Origin of the sequence: Microbulbifer guangxiensis (assembly GCF_021729075.1) — a bacterium.
GTDB lineage: Bacteria > Pseudomonadota > Gammaproteobacteria > Pseudomonadales > Cellvibrionaceae > Microbulbifer > Microbulbifer guangxiensis.
This window is the reverse complement of sequence record NZ_JAJSAQ010000003.1, coordinates 314375-329441: the sequence shown is the minus strand read 5'-3', so window position 1 is coordinate 329441 and position 15067 is coordinate 314375. Positions and strand designations below refer to the sequence as shown.

Genomic DNA, 15067 nt, shown 5'->3' with positions numbered 1-15067 from the left:
CTACCAGGGCAGTACTTCCCCATCCCAGAACAGCAGCTTGCCGTTGCGCTCCTGATCCAGGCCCGCCAGTACATCCACGATGCGCTCGGCACTGGTGTCTGCACTGTAGAGCTTGTCTTCCGGGATATTTTTCTGGAAAGGTTCGGAAAGTGCGGTATCGGTCGTCCCGGGGTGCACGGCCACCACACAGCAGTGGTCGAGCCGCCGGCCCCACTCGATAGAGAGGTTGCGGATGAACATGTTCAGTGCCGCCTTGCTCATGCGGTAGCTGTACCATCCACCCAGCTGGTTATCGCCGATACTGCCAACCTTCGCTGACAGCGACGCCCAAACCAGCGGGCGGCTCGGTTTCAGCACCGGTGCCAGCGCTTTGGCCAGATGCATGTGGGTAACGACGTTGACCCGCATGGATTCCAGTAACCAGTCCTCCTCGCACTGGTCCAGTGCCTTTTCCGGACCGTGCTCGCCAGTGTGCAGGATGCCACAGCAGCAGATGACCCAGTCCGGCGGACCATCGCCATCCTGGATGAACGCGCGCACGTCCTCCACTGCGGCGGGGTCGGTCAAATCGGCTTGCAGATGCCGGGCCGGAGAAATTTCCCCTGGCGCCTCCGCGCTGCGGCTGACGCTCATCAATTCTGCATCGGGAAAGCGTTTTTCCAGTTCGACACCCAGGGCGACGGCGATGCCGCCGCTGGCCCCGGCGAGCAGGATGCGTTCGGGCTGATCAAACACGGCTACCCCCTCACACGGCCTTTTTGTGGTTGACAGGCCCGCGCTCATCACCGCCCGCTGTTCGCGGTGCTATTCCGGACGGTTCCGTCGCCGGCGGAGTGCCCGCAGACGGACGCTGCGACAGCTCGCGCATGACCCGCAACATCGGCTCGTCGGAACGGAAGATAAGCCCGTGAATCTCGGTGGCGTTCTGCCCCTGCAGCAGCTGCTGCAGGTACTGGATGATCTGCGCGGAGATCTCCTGCCCCGGCACCAGTACCGGAATTCCCGGCGGGTATGGCACGATCTCGTCGGCGCTGACACGGCCGACCAGGTGCTTCTCGGCCTGCACGCCATCGTCCATCAGCGGCAGCTCTTCGGTATCAGCGAAGTAGGCATCCGCCGGCAGGCATAGCAGCCGGGTGAATTCCGGCAGCCGCCGCGGGGAAGCCGGGTGCATGCGACGGCGCGGATACTGGGCCAGCTGCTTGAAGGCATGGACCAGACGCAACAGCTTGCTCTCGGTGCTGCCCAAGGTGACCAGTACGCTGACCGTGTTGTACGTGGTCTTCTCCACCTGGATTCCATACTGATCAAACAGCCGGATCTGCATTTCCTTGCCGGTGTAGCCACTGGCGGAGATGTCGATGGTGACCTTGGTGGGATCGAGGCGGATACCGTCACTGGCCAGCGGCGCCGGGATCAGGTCTTCGCGGGTAAGCGCGCGGAACACCCCGGTCTGGTCCACCGCTCGGCGCAGGATCTCCACCATCTTCAGCGAGCGCTCGAGGCGACCGTAGCCCTCCATCGCCGCCTGCTTACGGGCAACGTCCAGGCTGGCGATCATCGCGTACTGGGGGCTGGTGGAGGCGTGCATGTTGAGGTTCTCGCGGAAGCGGAACTCGTCAAAATCCGGATCCTGCACATGGATCATACTGGCCTGGGAGAATGCCGACAGGGTCTTGTGGGTGCTCTGGGTCACATAGTCCGCCCCGCATTCCAGTGCGGTCGGGCGCAGTAACGGGTGGAAGTAACCGTGGGCATACCAGGCTTCGTCCACCAGCACCTTCACCCCCAGGGCGTGGGCCCGCTCGATAATCGGCCGCAGGTCATAGCGCAGGCCGTCGTAGGTACAGGAAGTCAGCACCAGCAACTTCGCGTCGCGGTTGGCCTCCAGTGCCCGCTCGATGTCCTCGCGCCGCACGGGGCCATAGATGCCGAAATCGGGATGCAGAGTGCATTTCAGGTAAACCGGCTGGCAGCGGTTCATAACGATCGCATGGTGGACCGATTTGTGGCAGGCCTGGTCCACGATAATTTTTCCACCGCCGCCGAGGATCTGCTGAATGACCACTTTGTTGGCGGTGGAGGTGCCGTTGGTGAGGAAGAAGGTCTGCCGCGCACCAAAAGTCTGGGCGGCGAGATCCTGCGATGCCTGGATGACCGAGTGTGGCTCCAGCAGGCTGTCCAGCACCTGCACCGATACCGACAGGTCGGTGTTGAATACATGCTCACCCATAAAGCGGTAGAAGTCCCCCACCCAGGGGCTGTTGCGCAGGCTGTCGCCACCGGAGTGCCCCGGGGTATGCCACGCATCCCGGGCGCTGAACACGTAATCCCGGAGAGTATCGGCAAAGGGGGTGGAGGCGCGCCGGGCGATAAAGGCCTGCACCAAGCGGAACATGTGATTGAAGTTGCCCTCTCGGCGGTCGAACAATTCGTCGAAGCGCTGGCGGAGGGATACAGAGATATCGCACCCGAGTGCGACCAGAAATACGTTGAGCTGGGCACGCACCAGGTGCAGGCGATCAGCCAGCTCTTCCGCGGCCGAGAGTCCGGCGGCCTCGACCCCCGCATCCACGATCAGGGCCTGCAGTTTGCCATCCTTGTGCAGCAGCCGCTCGGCGGCGCTCGGCAGCACCGCACTGAACTTCAGGCCGAAGGGATTCTCATGCTGGGCCGCCGTGTTGTTCAGGGCGTGCACCCAGTCGTGGCTCAGCTGCCGGTCGGCGCTGATCAGGGCCACATGGCACTCCAGGGGCTGCTGCCCCTCTCTCAGGTTGCCCAGGTCCGGCATGGCACTTCCCAGATTTACTGCCTTATCTGGAAAGCATAGCCGCGCGTCAGGACTCAGAACCGGGCGCTGCGGACGCGACCATCGAACTCGAGGCAGTCGACCACCCGCTGGCGCTGGACCGGCGACAGGCTGTCGAGGGGGAAGTACCCCATGTCAGAGTGCTCATCGGAAAGAATAATGGCGCCGGAATCGACAAAATGCGCCCGAAAAATGAAAACATGCGAACGGTATACCCGGTGGTAATAGATGCCACTCAGGTAATCGATGCGCACATCGCGGCCCAGCTCCTCGCGGCATTCACGCAGCAGCGCCTCGTGGACGGTCTCGCCCGGGTCGAGGGCGCCGCCGGGCAGCCCCCAGCTGCAGTCCGCGTAGGTGGCCCTGAGCTGCAGGACCTCGCCGACATCATTGGTGATCACCGCATGCGCACTGAGGCGATAGGTATCCTCAAAACTCATGGCCGCTCCCCACGATGAATTCCTGTTCACGGCAGGCGGCAACCACGACTTACTGTGCCCCCCGAGCCAGTTCAAGCCCGATACCCAGGGTGTTCACCGACTCGTCGTAGTCGATCAAGCTCTCGCCGTAGCCGGTAAAGTACTTCACATAGCCGCGCACCCGGCTGCCGAGGGGGAAGCCCCAGCGCAACTCGAAGGCGCCGCGGTTATCCGAACGCAGGTTATTGCGCAGCATCATGGACACACTGTGGTTATTCACCATGCTGTAAGTACCCGCCAGCTCGAAGTAACCGAGATAGGCCTCGATGTCGGGGTTGTCGTCGTTCTCCCGCCCCTCCGGGATACGGTACCAGGGTTTGAAGCTGATCAGCAGGTTTTCCCGCTCGAGGAAGAAATTGGCATACACCCGGTTCCAGCTGCGGGAGAGCGGTTCGCTGCGGCCGTTGGACTGGTGGTTGATGGCCAGCTGGTTGGCGACATTCTGGAAGCCGAACACGCTCCAGTCATTGAGCCAGGTCACGATCAGTTCCGGTTCATGGTTGGTCTCCCGGAACGGTGAGGAGTCGTCCGAGTTGTACGCCTGCCAGAAACTCTTGTTGGAGTAGGCCAGGCTCATGAACGAGGCCTTGCCCAGAAACCCGCGCCAGATCGGCACCTGCACCGAAAGCTGGAACTGGACCTCGATTTCATTGAGGTGGGTTTCCGTGTTTTCTTCTTCGAAGTCCTCCAGTCCGGCCTCGTTGGGCGCGGGGTTGTAGACCACCGGCAACAGGTAGTTGACCTTGTGCGAGGCCAGGGTAAACGGGTTGTTGGCCGCGTCGCGGATGGCCTGTGCCGCCTGGCTGGTGGCCACCTCGACGGTCGTTTCGGTCTCTCCGGGCAGCGGTTCGGCCACGGTACCGAAAAGCGGCTGCGGCTCACGCCGTTCGGGTGCCTCACGCACGCGCCGGGCGCAGAAGCGGCGCATTTCCTCCAGGGTGATACTGGCCGGCGCGACCAGCAACTGTTCGCGCAGGCAGTTCTCCTCCCGCTGCTGGATTGGAAGTTCCTCGGGAGAGCTGACCACCGGGATATCCAGCACCTCCTCGCTGCTTTCAACAGGGGCAGATTCTTCCAGCGCGCCCGCGGGTTGCTCCAGAACACTTGCCGGATCTTCCCGGGCAGCTGCAGGCTCTTCCCGGGTAGTTGTGGACTCCTCCTGGGCAACAGACAGTTGTGCGGCGAGCGCAAGAGAGAACAGCAGGGGCGCGGAAATTATCGATGCGGGGAAAAAGCCCGGGGCACGACCGTGTGGCAAGACAATGTCTCCTGACGTGACAGCTTGGGGGCCAAGCTTACACCGTGGCGCCGGAGAATGCTGTACGAGGAAAAAACGGGGCATGCGGCATCAAGGGGCTGCCCGCGGGATCGGGGGGGGGGATCAGTGGGTGCTGTAAGGCACAGGCGTCGACCTGGGGCGTGCAGTGCATCCCGGGCTGGTATAGCTGCGCACCCCAGGTTTGGCTCAGGCCAGCGCCTCAAGCTGTGACGACCACTCCAGGTCCCGCAGCCTGACCTGCCACATACGGCCAGTGCTCGAGGGCCAGTCATAGCCGATCAACAGGCCGCGACTGTCGAGGAAGCAGTGGGCGTCCCGCTCGGCTTCGTCACCGTGGTAGATAAAAGCAGTGATATCCGTACCCAGTTCCTGGGCGCCCTGGGTGGCTGCGTCACCGGCCATGGGGCGGGCAGAGCGGAAACTGATGCGCGGAGCCAGCAACTTGCCCCGCTGCGAGGGATCCACCACGTCCGGGCTCACCGCTTCGAGCCCATCGCGATACTCGTTCAGCTTGAGCAACAGCGGTCCCATGAAAATACGCATCAGCGGGAACAGCAGGCGGTTGCGTCCCTCCAGTTCGGCTTCCTGCGGACCATTGGGACCGCTCCATCGCGCCAGGATCGTATCCCCCATGGCCGGAGCCGAGTCGACCGCCCGCTGCAGTGAATAGTGCGCGTGGACCTCGTCCACCTCATCCCGCCAGCGAACCTCGCACTCCGTCACCAGACCCGCCTGCAGGAGCGCGCGCACCGCCATACCGTGCCCCTGCTCGCCAACCAGGCGCTGGCTTTCCAGCATACGGTTGCCGTGCTCGTCGAGGCCCAGCTGCCAGTTGTCCTGCACCGGCATGGTGCGACCATCACAGCTGTATTCGTAGCGACCCTGCGCCAGTGTGGAACTCAATCGCATTGCAAACTTCCTCCCTGTTCCGCCCGGCACATTGCACTTTGGGGGGAACGCATTGCAGGGAAAAGTATTGCACAGGGGGACTCAGGTGCGCCGCGTTTGGCGCCGCTTCACCCTCGACTTGAGCGGGAGGCTGCGGCACGAAAAGTGATCACAGATACCGCTGCCAGAATAGTGCCGCCCCCATGTTTTCATCCAGCACGTAGGGCTCGAAACCGACCTTGCGGTAGGCTCGCTGGGCGGGCAGGTTTTTCTCCAGCACTTCCATGGTGAGCTTGCAGCAGCCCCGGCGTTTTGCCTCCCGGGCAACGCTGTCCAGCATCCGCGCACACAGCCCGCGCCCGCGGGCCCCCTCGGTGACAATCACATCGTGGATATTCACCAACGGTTTGCAGGCAAAGGTCGAAAAGCCCGTGAAGCAGTTCACCAGTCCCAGAGCGCTGGTGCCATCAAAAGCGAGGACCGAAAAGGCACCGGGAAATGCGGCCAGCTTTGTCACCAACTGCTCGCGACAAGTTCCGCTCAGCGGCTCACCACCGCCGTAGGGATCGCGCGCATATTCATCCATCAACTGGATGATTGCCCTTGCATGCAGGGGGTCGGCGTAGTCGGCGATCACAATATCGACTGTGCTTTCGCTCATGGGTACTCCTGGGGTTCGACGCGATGGAGCGCGGTGGCACACCGCCATATTGATTGATGCATTGCATTGCGGGCTGCCCTGTCTCTGTCAGTGCCCGCGCAGGGGGTCAGTCGGTTTCCGGTTCAGATTCCGCGGCGGGAAACCGGCGTTTGTAATTCTGCAGCCGAATACGCTGCGCCAGCAGCCAGCGCACCCGGATCCGGTGGCGGCAGAGGGGGCTGGCGCGGTAGGGGCGCCGGCTCCGGGGCTGGGCCTTACTCTTTCTTCTTCTCATCCTTGCCTCCAGGCGCAGGGGCGTGTGGCTGGCACTACACTGGTTGGATCGGTCCCTGAGAGACCCTGACCGTGGCTGCAGATTAGCAAATTCACCCGGGCGTTTCAGCGTCACCACGGCCGGCAACTATCACAATCCTTGGTTGTTTGGCTTATCGCGGGTAAGCTCGATCGTTTAGTGAATACTTAGTCACCCTGGAATTTCCTGTGCCCCCACTCAAGCATCTGATCGAAAACAACCGGCAGTGGTCCCTGGCTACCTCGAAAGAGCGACCGGACTTCTTCCTCCAGCTGTCCAAGCAACAGTCCCCCCAGTATCTGTGGATTGGCTGTGCGGACAGCCGCGTGCCCGCCAATGAAATTGTCGGCCTGCTGCCGGGGGAGCTCTTCGTTCACCGCAATGTGGCCAATGTCGTGGTGCACACCGACCTCAACTGCCTGTCGGTCCTGCAGTACGCAGTAGAAATCCTCAAGGTGAAGCACATCATTGTCTGCGGGCACTACGGCTGTGGCGGTGTGCAGGCGGCGCTGGAGAACATGCAGCTGGGCCTGATCGACAACTGGCTGCGCCATATCCAGGATGTGCGCGACAAGCACCAGGCACTGATCAAGCTTTTCGAGGAAAAGCAACGGGTCGACCTGCTGTGCGAACTCAACGTACTCGAACAGGTGGTCAACGTCTGCCAGACCACCATCGTCCGCGATGCCTGGCAGCGCGGCCAGTCCCTGTCTGTCAACGGCTGGATCTACGGCCTGCGGGACGGGCTCGTCCACGAGCAGGGCATCTCCATCACCGGGAGCGAGGAGCTGCCGGAGATCTACCACAACGCCCTCACCAACATCGCCCAGCGCGACGCTGAATAGCAGACTTCCCCGGCGATTTTTCTTACACTCCCGCCTCGACTTTTTCGTGCCCGGCAGCAGCCGGGCACTGTAGTGCCGTTGGGGAGAGAGCATGGCCGGATACCGCGTTTGGGAATGTCAGATTTGTGGCTGGGTGTACGATGAATCCAAGGGCTGGCCCGAGGACGGCATCGCTCCCGGCACCCGCTGGGAGGACATCCCCGACGACTGGAGCTGCCCGGAGTGCGGCGCAGCCAAGGAAGACTTTGAGATGCTGCCCGTGGCGGCTGGTGCAGAGCCAACCGCCAGCCCGGACGATTCATCGAGCGCCAAGGAGGCGTCCGGCGCGGTAACAGAGGCACCGAAGCAGGCACAGAGCGGCGGCTACCGGATCTGGGAATGCATGGTCTGCGGCTGGGTCTACGACGAATCCAAGGGCTGGCCGGAAGATGGCATCGCCCCCGGCACCCGCTGGGAGGATATTCCCGACGACTGGTGCTGCCCGCAGTGCGGCGTCGGCAAGGACGAATTCGACATGGTGCTGGTGAGCGAGGAAGCCCCCCAGCCGGCCGCCACACCCGAGCCGCAGGCGCCCCGGGTCGACAGTGGCCGCGAACCGGTTGTCATCATCGGCACCGGCCTGGCCGGTTACAACCTGGCCCGCGAATTCCGCAAGCAGGACCAGCGCACGCCGCTGGTGCTGATCACCGCGGATGACGGCACCTTCTATTCCAAGCCGCTGCTGTCCGCCTCCCTGGCGCACGGCAAGACCCCGCAACAGCTGGCCAGCGCCTCAGCCGAGGAGATGGCGAAGGAGCTGGCAGCGGAGATCCTCGTCCACACCCACGTGAACGATGTGAATACCGCCACCCGCACACTCACCCTGGTACCCGAGGATGGCAGCCACCAGGCCACCCTGCGCTATGGCAAGCTGGTGTTTGCCACCGGCGCCGGTTGCCGTCCGCTGCCGCCCATGGACGGTGATGGTTTCTCGCGCCTGTTCCGTATCAACAGCCTCAGCGACTATCACCGCTTCCGCACCGCGCTGGCCAACCGCAAAAAGGTGCTGCTGGTCGGTGCGGGGCTGATCGGCTGCGAGTTTGCCAACGACCTCATCCAGGCCGGTTACGACGTCGATCTGGTCGACCCCCTCGCCTGGCCGCTGGCCACCCTGCTGCCGGAGGCCGCCGGTCGCGACCTGGAAAAGGTACTCGGCGAAGCCGGTGTCCGCTTCCACGGCGGACGCAAAGTGTCCGCCCTGCGGCACCGCGACGGCGGCATCACCGCCCAACTGGACAACGGGGAAACCCTGCAGGCGGACATCGCCCTGGCCGCCCTGGGCCTGCAGCCCAATACCGGTCTCGCCGAGGCCGCCGGGCTGGCCGTCAACCGGGGGATCGCCGTCAACCGCAGCCTGCAGAGCAGTGACCCGAACATCTACGCCCTGGGAGACTGCGCCGAAGTGGACGGCCACCTGCTCTACTTCGTCGCCCCCCTGATGCAGTGCGCCCGCGCCCTGGCCAAGACCCTGTCCGGCGACGAGACGCCGGTGAGCTATGGCGTCATGCCCGTCGCCGTAAAAACCACCCTGCGCCCGACGACCGTCTGCCCGCCCAAGCCCGGCAGTGAGGGGGAGTGGCAGGTGCAGGCGGGCAGTGGCGGCGTCAGCGCCGAGTTCCGCGGGCCCGATGGCCGCCTGCTCGGCTTTGCACTCACCGGTGATGCCATCGCCCGGCGCGACAGCCTCTCCGGTGAATGCCAGCCATTGATGACTGACTAACCACGTTAACGGCGACGCCAACAGGTCGTCATTGCCCACCGCAACAGGGATGCCCGCGCATCGCCAGGTGGGCAATGACGGCTTATTTACCGTAGAATGGCCGCCTCAGTAAAAGCGATCACTTTTTAAGCAACAGTATGACCACACAGCATTCCACGGCCCCCGCCCCCAACGCACTGCAGAGCCGCGCCCTGCGCGATACCCTGGGGCAGTTCGCCACCGGCGTGACCGTGGTCACCACCTGCGATGCCAACGGCGCGCCACTGGGGATGACGGTCAACAGCTTCAATTCGGTCTCCCTGGATCCCGCCCTGATCCTGTGGAGCATCGACCGCCAGTCGCTGGGCTACGAGGCCTTCACCAAACAGCCCTATTTCGCCGTGCATATCCTCAAAGCGGACCAGCAGCACGTTTCCAACCTGTTCGCCGGCCGCGGTGCCGACAAGTTCGGCCAGGTCCGCTGGCACCAGGGGCCGGAGCAGGTGCCGCTGCTGGAGGATTGCGCCGCCTACTTCCACTGCCGCCTGTACAACTGTGTTGAAGGTGGCGACCACACGATCATCCTTGGGGAAGTACAGGACTTTAAAGCCAACGGCGGTGAACCGCTGGTTTTCCACCGCGGTTGCTATCGCTCCCTCTCCGCCGACGACTGACCGATCGGTAAAAATTTCTCCCCCGGAGTGGCCCGGTCGTCATACCAGCGTCATACTTCAGGCGCAGACTGCCGATATGGCAGACGTACGAACGGTCAAGTTATCCGACTGGGGACGTATGCAGATTCCGGGCACCCTCTTCTGCTTCGCACATCGCGGCTACCGGGAGCGAGCCACAGAGAACACTCTGGAGGCCATCCAGCATGCCCTGGAGTTTGACGTCGATGGCATCGAGATCGATATCTGGAATATCGGCGGCCAGCTGCTGGTCAAGCATGACCGCCGCCTGGGCCGCCTGATTGCCGGCAGCGAACTCATCACCGACCTGTGCCCCGAAACCCTGCGCGAAATGCTGCTGCCCTGCGGCGGCCGCGTACCCACCCTGCGAGAAGTGCTCGAGGTGGTGGATAACCACGCCCAGCTGAACATCGAGCTGAAAGGCCCCAACTGCGCTGCACTGGTGGCCGCGGAGCTGGAATCCTACGTCCGCGACAATGGCGCCAGCTTCGAGCAGTACCTGCTCTCCTCCTTCGATCACCGCCAGCTGTATGAATCCCTGCAGCTACTGCCGGAAGTGCGCCGCGGCGTGCTGATCGACGGCATCCCCCTGGACCTGGCCGCCTGCGCCGAGCCCCTCAAGGCCTACTCCCTGCACCTGAGCCTCGACTTCGCCGACGCGGAGATGATCGCCGATGGCAAGCGCCGCGGGCTCAAGAGCTATGTATTCACCGTCAACAGCACGGAAGACCTGCACCTGATGTCAGCCATTGGCGCTGACGGCGTTTTCACTGATGAGCCGAAACTGGTCATGAACTACAACGCCTCGAAGACGGCGGAAGTGTTGATGCAGCAGCATTTGCAGCCGCCGGAGGAGATGGAGGGTGAGCCACCGGCTCAGGTGACGACTCCGGCGGTGAGTTCGCAGTCGGGGTCGGTTTAGGCCATCCTGCTCCCTTGTCTTTCAAACAGAATCTGCAGAGCAGTACTTGTGGCTCCGGCCACCTGGGGCTTTATCTCACCCGACAGCAGCCAGTATTGCGAACAGAACCCAAAACCCCCATCTTTCGAATGAAAACCTATCGACACGGTCACTCACACCAAAAAAATGATAACTGAGTCTATAAACCTTTGGTTAGTCATTGCTTTTGCAATTGGCCTTGGTGGTTACTACGTGTTTCTAGCACTACAAGAGAAACCCCAAATTAAAGAGAAACGCAAAATTACGATTGCACCAATAAAGACAGAACTGGGGGAATTCCACGGCAGGACTGCATTTTTCCTACACGATGAAGAGTATGATTCATCAAAAAATAAATTGTGTATTACTGGTGAAGTTGACGGTAACCCCGACCCAGAGGAACTTTACGGGGAACTCTTTACCTGTGAAATCGAATTCAAAGATGTATCCAAATGGTCCAAAGTCAGGATCGACGATTGGAGATGGTATGGCAATCCAAAATGCCATGAGATTTCGAGCTTCAATATAGTGATAGAAAACGGAGTCCAGACATATATATTAGAAACATACGATTGGGCCTATGAAGTCCAATGCGAGAGCTACGACATCAAATTTGTAAAAATCACATGACAAGCGCCGGCACAATCGCATACCGTCGAAGCTGAACTCACAACAACTTTCTTACTTGCCTGAGGGGGTGCTGGGCAGCATAAGGATAGGGAGAAAAACCAATGCCAGCGATGTATGACAAGCCAGTTCGAATACTGATGCAAGAGATGATCCCTGCACTTGGCATTTCCCCTGGCGATACGTTCACCAGGGAGCAAGCTGTTCAGTGGTTTGCTGAAAACTACCCAAAGATCAAACAAGGAACCGTTGCAGCGCACCTGGTCCGGCTCTCAACCAACGTGCTTTCAAGGCTCCAATATAGTGCCCGGCCTGACGGATCGGATGATCACTTCTTCAAAATTGATAGCAGCACTTTTCGACTGTACGAACCAGGGCGAGACCCCACTCCAATCTCTGAGTCCACTCCAGCCTCTGAGGAACCAAATGAATCCCCCTCCGAGGGAACGGGCGAGTTTGCCTACGAGCATGATCTTCGAAATTTCCTGGCGAGAAACCTTCAACTTATAGAGCCAGGCCTTACCTTGTATACGGATGAGGGCATTACTGGCGTGGAGTTCCCTGTCGGAGGTCGGTTCATCGATATACTGGCAGTTGATTTATCTGGCAACTACGTCGTAATCGAATTAAAGGTATCCAAGGGATATGATCGAGTAGTCGGCCAACTACTTCGCTATATGAACTGGATCAAGAAGAACCATTCTGACGAAGGCCAAAATGTTAGAGGCGTGATCGTCGCCAAGAATATTAGCGAAGATCTACGCCTTGCTTGTGATGGGCTCCCAGAGGTTGCTTTGGCTGAATATGAACTGGCTGTATCTATTAGACCAGTTAGCGGTCTGAATGCATGACTCCCACCTGTCTGTTGCAGCAGGCATTTGGCCCGCCGCGCTTTTTTGCCAGCGCAAAAAAGGTATCACCTCAATTGATTTGCAAAGATATTTCGGCGGAGCCAAGCGGGATGATTCACGGATTCGCTCGTGCGCGAGCCCGGCCATCCGGGCGCTCTGCGTCGCCGCTAGAGCGGCTCCTTGTGAACCGAAGCCATACCTCGCTCCCACAGCGGAAACCAAATACAGAAAAGGCCGCATCCTTTCGGATGCGGCCTTTTCTGTATTTGGTGGAGCTAAGGCTGCGCGCCCCGGCGGGATCAAACCGCTTTCAGCGGTTCGATCCTCGGCGCCAAACAAAAAACCCCCGCACCTTTCGGTGCGAGGGTTTCTTTGTTTGGTGGAGCTAAGCGGGATCGAACCGCTGACCTCAACACTGCCAGTGTTGCGCTCTCCCAGCTGAGCTATAGCCCCAAATTGTTCGCTTTCGGAGTGCGTTTCCCCTGAAAGCGAGGCGCATTTTAACAGTGCGCCGGCGCCTGTCAACAGAAAAAATAACTTTTTAATCAATCAGTTACGACCGGCGCGTCGCGTTTGGTTTCGGGCGGGGCTGGCCCCGCCCTCAGGGTCTTAGACCAGGCCGGCGTACTCTTTCTCCCAGCGCTTGAGCACTTTCTTGCCGGCGCCGCCGAGCACGTCGACGGCGTGGCGCAGGCGGGCACGGGTGAGATCGGGGCCCAGCAGGACCATGGCATCCATGACTGAGAAGGACGCCGTGGTCCCACTGATGGCCACGAACAGAGGCGCGTTGAAGTCCTTCAGCTTGATCTCCATGGCGGTGGCCAGGGCCTTCACGGTCTGGAAGATGCTGTCCTTGTCCCAGCTGCGCAGGGCCTCCAGGCGCCAGAGGGCGAACTGCAGGAGCTTCTTCTGATCGTCCAGATCCAGCTTGTTGTCGGCAAAGCTGGCCTCGGTCAGGGGCAGCTGGCCGGCGGCCAGGAAGGCGACCAGCGGGGCGAAGTCGCCGAAGGTCTCCATGCGCTCCTTGGCGTGGGGCAGCACCTTGAGCAGGTTGTCGCGGTTGAACATCCATTGGGTCAGCCGGTCTGCCAGCTGCTCGTTTTCCAGCTCGCGGATCCACATGCCATTTAGCCAGGAGAGCTTTTCCACGTCGAACACCGGGCCGCCCAGGGAGACGCGGTGGATGTCGAAGTGCTCCAGCATCTGGTCCAGGGTGAACTTCTCGCTCTCATCCGGCATGGACCAGCCCATGCGGCCCAGGTAGTTCAGCAGGGCCTCGGGCATAAAGCCGGCGCGCTGGTAGTACAGGATCGAGGTGGGGTTCTTGCGCTTGGACAGCTTGGTCTTGTCCGGGTTGCGCAGCAGTGGCAGGTGGCACAGCACCGGCATCTGCCAGCCGAAGTATTCGTACAGCAGCTTGTGTTTGGGGGCGGAGTTGATCCACTCCTCGCCGCGCAGCACGTGGGTGATCTCCATCAGGTGATCATCCACCACGTTGGCCAGGTGGTAAGTGGGCATGCCATCGGACTTGAGCAGGATCTGGGCGTCTACCTGGGCCCAGTCGATTTCAATCGGGCCGCGTAGCAGGTCCTCCACCACACAGGTGCCGCTCTCCGGCACATTCATACGCACCACATAGGGTTCACCGGCAGCCTTGCGCTTCTCCACTTCCTCTGCCGGCAGGGCCAGGTCACTCGGCTTCAGCGCAGTGCGGCCGGCCTCACGCAGTTGCTCGCGCAGCTGCTCCAGCTCGTCGGCGGTGCGGTAGCAGTGGAACGCGTGGCCCTTCTCGACCAGCTGCTCGCAGTACTTGCGGTAGATATCGCCGCGCTCACTCTGGCGATAGGGGCCGTGAGGCCCCTCCACATCCGGACCCTCATCCCAGTCCAGGCCCAGCCAGCGCAGGCTGTCCAGGATTGCCTTCTCCGATTCCGGGGTGCTGCGCTGCTGGTCGGTGTCCTCGATCCGCAGCACGAACTGGCCGCCCTGGGCGCGGGCGAAACACATATTGAACAGGGCGATATAGGCGGTGCCGACGTGGGGATCACCGGTGGGGGAAGGGGCAATTCGGGTTCTTACGGTCATAACAAACCTGATTGGGGATGTGGATTGGGGTCAAGTTTAGGCGCGGCATTATAAATGGGCCGGCGGCCGACCGCACAGCCCTGAGGCGCCAACCTCCATAACCTGTCAGTTGGCGCAAATTTGCACCAAAAAGAAGAAAAACCCCTCAAAATAACGTGACTGGCGTCACAAAAAGAGTAGACTTGCGCCCATAAGGTGACCTGGCTTCAGGACGTTTCGCCAGAGTCAGCGATCCGGTGCGTGAGTGCTTGCGTACCGGGAAATGGATATAACCAGAACATCATTTACAACAATGGACTTCGGGGAACACTGGAAATGAAGACCACCATTCGTGCTTTCGTTGCTACTGTCGCAGCTACCGCGGCAATAGGCGCCCACGCTGCCACGCAAGGAAATGTAGGCGCCACCAACTCTTCAGGTACCTCTCTAATCACCCTGGAAGTGGGCAGCCTTATCGTTGTTAAAGGCCTCGAGGACATCACCCTGACAACCGCAGGGACCCCCGCCGGCACCGATATCGCCACCAGCGGAACTCTTTGTGTTGGAGGCGTCGGCTTCAGCGGCTATTCCATTGAGCTCGATAGCACCAATGGCGGTGCTGACTCCGCTGTCTACCAGCTTAGCAACGGCACCGACACCATCGACTACCTGGTGGCGTTTGATGATGACGAAAACTCTGCGAGCGGTGTCTCTCCGACCGCAGATGGCAGCATTGCAGGATTTACGAATCTGGGCACACTCGGATGCACAACTGACAATGCCAAGTTGTTTGTCACTGTCGAGGCAGCTGAGTGGGAATCAATCACTGATACCACGAACCTGACGGATACATTAACCGTTACCGTTTCTGGCAACTAACCTCATTCCGGGCGGAGCCTGAC

General features: G+C 60.9%; 15 protein-coding genes and 1 tRNA gene. 7 read left to right on the top strand and 9 right to left on the bottom strand.

All coding sequences use genetic code 11. The features are described from left to right. The 7 genes from LVD12_RS08470 to LVD12_RS08440 all read right to left on the bottom strand — a co-directional run bounded on the left by LVD12_RS08470 (window position 1) and on the right by LVD12_RS08440 (window position 6390). Complete coding sequence (locus tag LVD12_RS08470; protein WP_237067266.1) at window positions 1-735, bottom strand: SDR family NAD(P)-dependent oxidoreductase; 735 nt, start codon at window positions 733-735, stop codon at window positions 1-3. 10 nt (window positions 736-745) lie between these two features. Beyond that, the gene (locus LVD12_RS08465; RefSeq protein ID WP_237067265.1) at window positions 746-2791 is read right to left on the bottom strand and encodes an aminotransferase class I/II-fold pyridoxal phosphate-dependent enzyme; all 2046 of its coding nucleotides are present in this window, start codon (window positions 2789-2791) and stop codon (window positions 746-748) included. Between the two features lie 53 nt (window positions 2792-2844). Beyond that, entirely contained in the window at window positions 2845-3249 is a 405-nt protein-coding gene (locus LVD12_RS08460) for an NUDIX hydrolase (protein WP_237067264.1), read from the bottom strand. 49 nt (window positions 3250-3298) lie between these two features. After that, window positions 3299-4546, bottom strand: coding sequence for a phospholipase A (locus LVD12_RS08455; protein ID WP_237067263.1), 1248 nt, complete (start codon window positions 4544-4546; stop codon window positions 3299-3301). 207 nt (window positions 4547-4753) lie between these two features. Further along, window positions 4754-5476, bottom strand: coding sequence for a hypothetical protein (locus LVD12_RS08450; RefSeq protein WP_237067262.1), 723 nt, complete (start codon window positions 5474-5476; stop codon window positions 4754-4756). Window positions 5477-5624: 148 nt separating this feature from the next. Next, complete coding sequence (locus LVD12_RS08445) at window positions 5625-6116, bottom strand: GNAT family N-acetyltransferase (protein WP_237067261.1); 492 nt, start codon at window positions 6114-6116, stop codon at window positions 5625-5627. Window positions 6117-6222: 106 nt separating this feature from the next. Next, window positions 6223-6390 carry a hypothetical protein gene (locus LVD12_RS08440; protein WP_237067260.1) on the bottom strand — a complete coding sequence of 56 codons (168 nt, stop codon included), beginning with the start codon at window positions 6388-6390 and terminating at the stop codon, window positions 6223-6225. Window positions 6391-6596: 206 nt separating this feature from the next. On the opposite strand from LVD12_RS08440, the gene can reads away from it, so the two are divergent. The 6 genes from can (at window position 6597) to LVD12_RS08400 (ending at window position 12101) form a co-directional block, all read left to right on the top strand. Beyond that, complete coding sequence (gene can, locus LVD12_RS08435) at window positions 6597-7253, top strand: carbonate dehydratase (protein WP_237067259.1); 657 nt, start codon at window positions 6597-6599, stop codon at window positions 7251-7253. Window positions 7254-7344: 91 nt separating this feature from the next. Beyond that, window positions 7345-9012, top strand: a complete 1668-nt coding sequence (locus tag LVD12_RS08420) for an FAD-dependent oxidoreductase (protein ID WP_305080516.1) — start codon at window positions 7345-7347, stop codon at window positions 9010-9012. Window positions 9013-9149: 137 nt separating this feature from the next. Next, window positions 9150-9665 (top strand): flavin reductase family protein, encoded by a 516-nt coding sequence (locus LVD12_RS08415; RefSeq protein ID WP_237067258.1) that lies wholly within the window; start codon window positions 9150-9152, stop codon window positions 9663-9665. A gap of 76 nt (window positions 9666-9741) precedes the next feature. Beyond that, on the top strand, window positions 9742-10605 hold the full coding sequence (locus LVD12_RS08410; protein WP_237067257.1) for a glycerophosphodiester phosphodiesterase: 864 nt from the start codon (window positions 9742-9744) through the stop codon (window positions 10603-10605). A gap of 165 nt (window positions 10606-10770) precedes the next feature. Then, on the top strand, window positions 10771-11253 hold the full coding sequence (locus LVD12_RS08405; RefSeq protein WP_237067256.1) for a hypothetical protein: 483 nt from the start codon (window positions 10771-10773) through the stop codon (window positions 11251-11253). Between the two features lie 101 nt (window positions 11254-11354). Beyond that, the gene (locus tag LVD12_RS08400) at window positions 11355-12101 is read left to right on the top strand and encodes an endonuclease NucS domain-containing protein (RefSeq protein ID WP_237067255.1); all 747 of its coding nucleotides are present in this window, start codon (window positions 11355-11357) and stop codon (window positions 12099-12101) included. Between the two features lie 377 nt (window positions 12102-12478). Here the strand turns inward: LVD12_RS08400 and LVD12_RS08395 are convergent. Next, a tRNA-Ala gene (locus LVD12_RS08395) sits at window positions 12479-12554 on the bottom strand. A 156-nt stretch (window positions 12555-12710) separates the two neighbouring features. Continuing rightward, window positions 12711-14186, bottom strand: coding sequence for a glutamate--tRNA ligase (gltX, locus tag LVD12_RS08390; protein WP_237067254.1), 1476 nt, complete (start codon window positions 14184-14186; stop codon window positions 12711-12713). Between the two features lie 315 nt (window positions 14187-14501). Here gltX and LVD12_RS08385 point away from each other — a divergent pair, with 315 nt between their 5' ends. Next, window positions 14502-15044, top strand: a complete 543-nt coding sequence (locus tag LVD12_RS08385; protein ID WP_237067253.1) for a hypothetical protein — start codon at window positions 14502-14504, stop codon at window positions 15042-15044. Window positions 15045-15067: the final 23 nt, after the last annotated feature.

What these genes read in the sequence shown, in the direction of transcription:
- LVD12_RS08465 (WP_237067265.1), bottom strand. Translation starts at nt 2,791, where the DNA reads ATGCCGGACCTGGGCAACCTGAGAGAGGGGCAGCAGCCCCTGGAGTGC.
- LVD12_RS08460 (WP_237067264.1), bottom strand. Translation starts at nt 3,249, where the DNA reads ATGAGTTTTGAGGATACCTATCGCCTCAGTGCGCATGCGGTGATCACC.
- LVD12_RS08450 (WP_237067262.1), bottom strand. Translation starts at nt 5,476, where the DNA reads ATGCGATTGAGTTCCACACTGGCGCAGGGTCGCTACGAATACAGCTGT.
- LVD12_RS08445 (WP_237067261.1), bottom strand. Translation starts at nt 6,116, where the DNA reads ATGAGCGAAAGCACAGTCGATATTGTGATCGCCGACTACGCCGACCCC.
- LVD12_RS08440 (WP_237067260.1), bottom strand. Translation starts at nt 6,390, where the DNA reads ATGAGAAGAAGAAAGAGTAAGGCCCAGCCCCGGAGCCGGCGCCCCTAC.
- LVD12_RS08420 (WP_305080516.1), top strand. Translation starts at nt 7,345, where the DNA reads ATGGCCGGATACCGCGTTTGGGAATGTCAGATTTGTGGCTGGGTGTAC.
- LVD12_RS08415 (WP_237067258.1), top strand. Translation starts at nt 9,150, where the DNA reads ATGACCACACAGCATTCCACGGCCCCCGCCCCCAACGCACTGCAGAGC.
- LVD12_RS08410 (WP_237067257.1), top strand. Translation starts at nt 9,742, where the DNA reads ATGGCAGACGTACGAACGGTCAAGTTATCCGACTGGGGACGTATGCAG.
- LVD12_RS08405 (WP_237067256.1), top strand. Translation starts at nt 10,771, where the DNA reads ATGATAACTGAGTCTATAAACCTTTGGTTAGTCATTGCTTTTGCAATT.
- LVD12_RS08400 (WP_237067255.1), top strand. Translation starts at nt 11,355, where the DNA reads ATGCCAGCGATGTATGACAAGCCAGTTCGAATACTGATGCAAGAGATG.
- gltX (WP_237067254.1), bottom strand. Translation starts at nt 14,186, where the DNA reads ATGACCGTAAGAACCCGAATTGCCCCTTCCCCCACCGGTGATCCCCAC.
- LVD12_RS08385 (WP_237067253.1), top strand. Translation starts at nt 14,502, where the DNA reads ATGAAGACCACCATTCGTGCTTTCGTTGCTACTGTCGCAGCTACCGCG.